Below are 6752 nucleotides of genomic sequence, written 5' to 3' on the forward strand. Positions count from 1 at the left end.
CCAAAGGTGGCCTGCCGCCACAACCGGAAGTCCGCTCCAAAACTGACGCGGAAGCTCCAATCGTCCGAACGGCAGGGGTGCTGCCAAAGCTAGCTGCCGAGGACGATCCGAAGGTTTGGGGCGACAAACCGACTGATGATTACGATGACTGGCTCAAGGAGCAGCGGCCGCCGCACTGGGGTTAGCTCCGACGCCCAGGTGCGGACGCACAGGTGCCGGCTATGAGCGTGCCGAACGGGCGCCGCGGTTGCATCATGGTCCGTTGGTCAATACCAGAAACACCTTCCCGCGGGCGGAGGCACCGGCCAGCTTCACTGCCTGCGCCGGGTTTGCCGCCACAACGAGCAGCCCATCGGCCTCTTTGCCGGGCAGCAGGGCTGAGTCGCCGCCCTCGTCCGGCGGTTTCCAGAGCACAGGGACTGCGGTTGCGAGTACTTCATCGACCCCGGATTGCTCCAGACCGTTGGAACTGCTGAGGACCACAGTCACCAGCTGGCCGGGACGGATCAACTGCAGAGTGGACGGATCCGCCAGTCGAAGCGGTACGGCCTGGCTGCCCGGTGGGGCGCCGGACAATAAGCCAGGCCCCAGCAGGGAGGCGTCGGTGATCAGCTGGCGTTTTCTCAGCGGTCCGGCGAGCCGATGGCCAACCACCTCCGCGGCACTTCGGTAAGCGGTGGCCGGAATGGCGGCCTGCGGCAACCTCTGCAGCGCGACATCCGCACGTGTCACGGTGGCACCGGCGGCCAGATCCCGGGCGGCGACCAGCACCGCCGTCATGGACACCGGTTCCGGGGTTAGTTGCTGAACGGCCACGGCCGTTGCGGCGCAGAACAAGAGTGCGGCGATAAGGCGCCGGCGGCGACCCAAGAGCCTGCGCACCCGGCGCATCAGCGATGGAGCGCTGCCGGTGGACCGATAACCGGCGGGCAATGCCCGGGCGGACTGCTTTCCAAAACGCTTCATGTATCGACGCTAGGCGAACTTGCCCGGATTGAAAGGGTGAGTTCGCGCCAAGTGGAGAAGCGTCGGACCCTTGGACGCTGTGCAGGATAAGACCCTGTTGAGGATAGGACGCTACGCAGGATAGGAAGCGTTGTGCTACTTGGCTGCCGCGGCTGCCTTGGACGAACGGGCGCCTGCGGAGCGACCGGAACCGGACCCCGATGAGGACCCATTGGAGGACGACGCACTGGATGAGGACCCACTGGATGAGGACGCGCTGGATGACGGTGTCCCGGAAGACCCCGATGAAGAAGGGCCGGAGGACGATGTGCCTGCCTCGGAACCCTTACCGGCACCAGGGTTGGCCGGTGCCGATTTGCCGGAACCGTCCTTGGCTGCAGCTATCGTGCTGCCTGCGGAGCTTTTGCTTTCGCGCGAGTCGGTGCGGTAGAAACCTGGTCCTTTGAAGACAACGCCCACCGTATTGAACTTCTTGCGCAGCGCACCATCGCATTCCGGGCACACCGTCAGTGAATTATCACTGAACGACTGCTGAATGTCGAAGGCGTGGTCGCAGTCCTTGCAGGCATAGGCATAGGTTGGCACTGATTTTCCTCCCGAAGAAACTTGTCGGGGCCATACGGCTAACCCGCACAGGTTAGCAGTCAGGCGCCCCGAGTGCTAATTCTAACACCCTTGTCGCATGCGGTGGGCGGCAGGATCGGGCAGCGGCAGGTGCCCCGAGGGCGTCAGGACACCCTGCACAGGAACGTCCAAGTCGCCGTATTCGAACGAGCCGGTAGGAAGGAGTTCATGGTCGTAGACGACCGCGGCCGTCTGCGGGGACCTGGCGCTCTGGCTGGAGAAGCCCAGCCTGGCGAGAAAGCGGTCGTAGTACCCGCCGCCCTGGCCAAGCCGATTACCAGCCCGGTCGACGGCGAGGGCAGGCAGCAGGATGCCCGCGGCCCGATCCATCAACTGTCGGGGGAATCGCTCCCCGACCGGTTCATCCACCGGCGCCAGCAGGGTCCGGACCAGCTCAATCCCCGGTCGCCAGCGGACCCAGCTGAGTTGGTAACCCGGTTCGCAGGCCGGGACCAGCACGTCGTAGCCGGATTCGAACAGCGCGAGCAGCAGCGGGCCCGTCGGTGGCTCGGCAGAGCCCGAAAGGTAGGTGCCGATCAGAGGTTTGGTGCCGGGGCCGGATTGGGAGGACGGGCCGGACTCTAGCTCACCGGCCCAAGCCAAGGCCCGCTCTGCCAGCATGCGCCCCGAATGCCGTTTGCCGTCGTCGTCCATTTCCATCCGCCGGGCACGCAACTGGCGCCGCAATTCGGCCTTACTGTTCATGGCCTGCCTCGTTTCTGCTCCTGATTTCGGCTCCGAAGGGGCCACTTGAGTGGTTGTGCCCAAAATTCTTCATCCTCAAGTAGCCTAGGACAATGAATTCCGCACCCCGAGTACGCAAGGCCGTCATTCCCGCTGCCGGTCTTGGAACCCGCTTCCTGCCTGCCACCAAGGCAATGCCGAAGGAAATGCTTCCAGTCGTCGACAAGCCAGCCATCCAATACGTGGTCCAGGAGGCGGTCAGCGCAGGGCTGCAGGACATCCTGATGATTACCGGACGCAACAAGCGCGCCCTGGAAGACCATTTCGACCGGGTGCCCGTCACGGAGCAGCTGCTGGAGGCCAAGGGCGACGGCGATCGGCTGGCGGCCGTGCAGCATGCCACCAAGCTGGGGGACATCCACTACGTCCGCCAAGGAGACCCCAAGGGCCTCGGCCATGCGGTGCTGCGCGCCAAAACGCACGTCGGGGACGAGCCGTTCGCTGTGCTGCTGGGTGACGATCTGATCGACGAGCGCGACGAACTGCTGACCACCATGATGGAGGTGCAGGCCAAGACCGGCGGTTCCGTGGTGGCATTGATCGAGGTGGACCCGTCGATGATCTCCGCCTACGGGTGTGCCGACATCGAGCCGATCGAGGGTGAGGACTACGTACGAGTCCGAGAGCTGGTGGAAAAACCCAGCGTGGCCGACGCACCGTCCAACTTGGCCATCATTGGCCGCTACGTGCTGCATCAGCGCGTGTTTGACGTCCTGGAGGATACCGCTCCTGGGCGTGGTGGCGAGATCCAGCTGACCGACGCTCTGCAGACCCTCGCAGCCAGCGACGGCGAGGGCGGCGGAGTCTATGGCGTGGTCTTCCGCGGTCGCCGCTATGACACCGGAGACAAACTGAGCTACTTGAAGGCCGTGGTGACCCTGTCCTGCGAAAACGAGGAGCTGGGGCCGGATCTGCGCAAATGGCTGGGCGAATACACGGCGCAGCTGACGGAATAGTTCGGTGTGGGGGCAGACCATCTGGCCGGTTACCTTGGAATGCGGGGACATAATCCTGCGGCCCATTCGGCGCCGGGACAAGACCGCGTGGACGGAGCTGCGCAGCCGCAATTTTGAATGGCTGGCGCCGTGGGAAGCGAGCAGCCCGTCTCCCGGCGGCCAGCTGCCCACCTTCGGCGGCATGGTCCGCGGACTGAACGAACAGGCCCGGGCGGCCAGCGCGCTGCCGTTCATCATCGCCGAACGCGCTCCGGGGCGTCCGGCGCCCAAGCTGGTGGGCCAACTGACCGTATCCTCCATCGTCTGGGGATCGGCCATGATGGCGACCTTGGGCTATTGGGTGGATAAGGACCACGCCGGGCGGGGGATAACGCCGACGGCGGTTGCCATGGCAACCGATCATTGCTTCCTGGGACTTGGACTGCACCGAATGGAGATCAACATCCGCCCCGAGAACGCGCCGAGCCTTCGGGTTGTGGAAAAACTTGGGTTCCGCGACGAAGGCCTGCGCCCCCGCTACCTGCACATTAACGGCCGCTGGGCCGATCACCGCAGCTTCGCGTTGACGTCGGAGGAAGTGCCCGGCGGGCTTTTGGAGCGCTGGCTGGCGAACCGCAGCTCCTGACCTGAGCGCGGCAGGAATTCGGGCCGGTTGGGGACGATGCGTGGTGAATCCACCGGTTCCACAGTGACATTTCAGTTGTCGCCGGCGACACGCCCTGCCTAATGACGGGCAGGCAGAGGATCGCCCTTAAAGTTGAAGCGTGGACGCCCCTCTCAATACGTCAGTGATCTTGGTAATAACTGTTGCCCTCTGGCTGATTTGGGTGGCGCCCTACGCGCTGGGCCGGCGCGGACCCGCCACCGTCCTCAACGCCGCATCCGGTGCCGGCGATGCATCAGAGGCCTTCACGGCTGCACCGACCCACCGCCCATACGGCTCCATGGTGATGGAGATCCAGAAGCCGCAGGAGATCCGGATGACGTCCAGCACCAGCCGCACCGCCCAGCGCCCATCCGGAGCTTCGTCCGGAACCGGTTCCTCCACCGCAGGCGTTGAGCACTCGACCGCAGCGAAGGCACCGCCCCTGAAAATCAACTACGGACGCAGCGCCGCCGCCCTTATCGGGGCGTTGGCACTGCTGACGGCGGTCGTGGGCGGCGTCCTGGCCCTCCTAGGACTGGTACCCGCCACTGTCCCGCTTGCCGCCGTCGTCGTCTTCGCCGGCTGCATCGTCCTGCTGCGCACGCTCGCCGTTCGGGCACGCCGGGCCAGGATCAACGACGCCTTCCGCGCCGCCATGGGCGCAAACCACACGGCTCCGGTGCCGCCCACCGCCCCGGGACCGCGCAGCACCTCGAAGGACGGGGCCGCGAAACCTTCACCGAAGGCGGACAAGCGGGCGGTTCCCGTTTTCGACGGCGAGGCAGGCTCGGCGTCCGCTGGCTCCCGCAACGCACCATCGTCAGACCTGAAGCCCTTTACCGCCGTCGAACTGCGGCGGGCGGCTTTGCAGGAGGCGGAAGGGAAAAGCCAGTCGGCCGTTGTGGCCGAGACCGATTTTGTCCCTGAGCCCCCGACTTGGGAGCCCGTGGAGCTGCCGAAGCCCAGCTACGTCGCGTCGGCAAGGGCTGAGCGGCCCGCACCGCTGCCGCTGAACCTGCCGCAGGCACCGAAGGCGAGCGGAAAGACCTCCATCAAGGCAACCGAGGCAGCGGTGGTCATCAGCCAATGCGCTGACAACGCCGCCGGAGAAATCAGTGCCACACCCGATGTCGGTACGGTTGCCGTCGCCGCGTCGGCCAAGAGCGGTCACGGCTTGACCAATCTCGACGACGTACTGCAGCGTCGCCGCGCCTGAGTCATCCGGCCCGCCGTGGGGGTGCCTGGATCAACCGGCCGCCTGACCCGTCCGGCGCCCGGCCTCATCCGGCCGCGCGGTGAGCGTGCTTGGATCATGCGTGCGGGATAAGCTCCTGACATGGTTGTGATTGCGGTTGCCGGGGGTACCGGAACGGCGGGACGGGCAGTGGTCGCAGAGGCCATCCACCGCGGTCTCGAAGTGCGGGCTTTCAGCCGGCACCTGCCCCACCCCGACAGTCCCGCCCGCGTCCCCGGTGCCCGCTACCTCCAAGCCGATGCAGCCACCGGTGACGGGCTGCAGGCCGCCTTGGAAGGCGCCGACGTCGTCGTCGAGACCTTGGACAGCAAATCCGGAGCGTCGCTCAAAGCCATGCCGAGTACGACCGTCAACCTGCTGCGCGCGGCCCAGACCGCCGACGTTCGCCGGGCCGTCCTGCTATCGATTGTGAATTCGGATCAATCCACCTTTCACTACTACCGCATCCAGGCCGAGCGCGCCGAACGGTACCAACGCAGTGAACTGCAAACCGTCACGGTTCAGGCCACGCAATTCCACGAACTGCTCGCCGGAATTTTCTCGACCGGCGCGAGGGTCGGCCTGATCCCGGCCTTTCGCGGGGCGTCCTTCCAGCCGATCTCGACGGCAGACGTTGCCCGGGCGCTCTTTGAGGCCGCGACAGGGGACCGGACCGAGGACCATGCCGGCGTGGTCGTCGGCGGCCCCGACGTGCTGAGCATGCGCCAACTGGCCGTGGACTGGAAGTCGGCGCTTCACCGGCGCGGCATAATCGTGCCGCTGCCGCTGCCGGGCAGCTTCGGACGGTTCCTGCGCGAAGCCGTAATGTGGTGCCCGAAGCCGCCGTGGACGGGATGAGCTTCCGGGACTGGGCAGCCGATTTTTATGCTGGGGCAAAGCAGTAGTAGCCTAGACATGCTTGGGTTTCCAAGTGAGGGGCTATGGCGCAGTTGGTAGCGCGCTTCGTTCGCATCGAAGAGGTCAGGAGTTCGAATCTCCTTAGCTCCACCTAAAAAGCTCTCTGACCAGCGGAAACGCTTGGTTGGAGGGCTTTTCGTCTGGGCGAAAGTGGGCCCCACGGAAACGACACGCTTTGAAGTCACGAAAGGCTTTGATTTGAAGTCGGTTGTACTTGCGACCCGGATCGGCAGAATAATGCCGATCGTATGAGGCACGATGGAGTGAAGGCTCGGCTCGTGAGGTTTCGGCAATATCTTGACAGGAAACCCGTCGCTTCGAGCCGTAGCCTCCGCGGCCACCGTCTTGGGACTTCGGCTGTCGGTGACGCGATGACAACTGACCTGCTGCAGCTCAAGCTCATCCGACAGGCCGACGTCTACGAGAGTGGAGTGTTCGCCGACCATCGGTCATGAACCGCCCCGGGTTTAATGGAGGGTGTTGAGTCCTTGAAAGGATGAGCACCATGGCAGCACTAAAGAAGTATCCTGATGAGCTTCGCCAGAGGGCGGTCCGCCTCGTGATGGACGCCCAGAAGAATCCCAGTGGCCGGCGTGGCGCGTTTACAAGGATCGGCGCGCAGCTGGGCATCCCGGCGGACACGATCCGTGGCTGGGTCCGCACA

Annotated in this window: 7 protein-coding genes, 1 tRNA gene and 1 pseudogene; 6 read left to right on the forward strand and 3 right to left on the reverse strand. The window is 65.0% G+C overall.

Annotation, left to right across the window (positions count from 1 at the left end; translation table 11 throughout):
• Positions 1-252 precede the first annotated feature (252 nt).
• On the reverse strand, positions 253-966 hold the full coding sequence (locus tag IV498_RS14635; RefSeq protein ID WP_269047778.1) for an RcpC/CpaB family pilus assembly protein: 714 nt from the start codon (positions 964-966) through the stop codon (positions 253-255).
• A gap of 130 nt (positions 967-1096) precedes the next feature.
• On the opposite strand from IV498_RS14635, the gene IV498_RS18960 reads away from it, so the two are divergent.
• Complete coding sequence (locus tag IV498_RS18960; protein ID WP_330059688.1) at positions 1097-1396, forward strand: hypothetical protein; 300 nt, start codon at positions 1097-1099, stop codon at positions 1394-1396.
• 62 nt (positions 1397-1458) lie between these two features.
• On the opposite strand, the pseudogene IV498_RS18965 reads toward IV498_RS18960, so the two are convergent.
• Together IV498_RS18965 and IV498_RS14645 are read right to left on the reverse strand one after the other, a co-directional pair.
• A pseudogene (locus IV498_RS18965) lies at positions 1459-1551 on the reverse strand (FmdB family zinc ribbon protein); the annotation flags it as partial.
• 81 nt (positions 1552-1632) lie between these two features.
• Positions 1633-2295: a 5-formyltetrahydrofolate cyclo-ligase gene (locus IV498_RS14645; RefSeq protein ID WP_269047782.1), complete on the reverse strand. Its 663-nt coding sequence runs from the start codon at positions 2293-2295 to the stop codon at positions 1633-1635.
• A gap of 92 nt (positions 2296-2387) precedes the next feature.
• On the opposite strand from IV498_RS14645, the gene galU reads away from it, so the two are divergent.
• From galU to IV498_RS14670, 5 genes are all read left to right on the forward strand, one after another.
• Entirely contained in the window at positions 2388-3290 is a 903-nt protein-coding gene (gene galU / locus IV498_RS14650) for a UTP--glucose-1-phosphate uridylyltransferase GalU (RefSeq protein ID WP_269047784.1), read from the forward strand.
• Between the two features lie 4 nt (positions 3291-3294).
• Positions 3295-3915 carry a GNAT family N-acetyltransferase gene (locus IV498_RS14655; protein WP_269047786.1) on the forward strand — a complete coding sequence of 207 codons (621 nt, stop codon included), beginning with the start codon at positions 3295-3297 and terminating at the stop codon, positions 3913-3915.
• Positions 3916-4054: 139 nt separating this feature from the next.
• Entirely contained in the window at positions 4055-5152 is a 1098-nt protein-coding gene (locus IV498_RS14660; RefSeq protein WP_269047788.1) for a hypothetical protein, read from the forward strand.
• A gap of 120 nt (positions 5153-5272) precedes the next feature.
• Positions 5273-6028 (forward strand): SDR family oxidoreductase, encoded by a 756-nt coding sequence (locus IV498_RS14665; RefSeq protein WP_269047790.1) that lies wholly within the window; start codon positions 5273-5275, stop codon positions 6026-6028.
• 77 nt (positions 6029-6105) lie between these two features.
• A tRNA-Ala gene (locus IV498_RS14670) sits at positions 6106-6178 on the forward strand.
• The last annotated feature ends 574 nt before the right edge of the window (positions 6179-6752 follow it).

It is taken from the genome of Paenarthrobacter sp. Z7-10 (assembly GCF_026932795.1).
Taxonomy (GTDB): Bacteria; Actinomycetota; Actinomycetes; order Actinomycetales; family Micrococcaceae; genus Arthrobacter_M.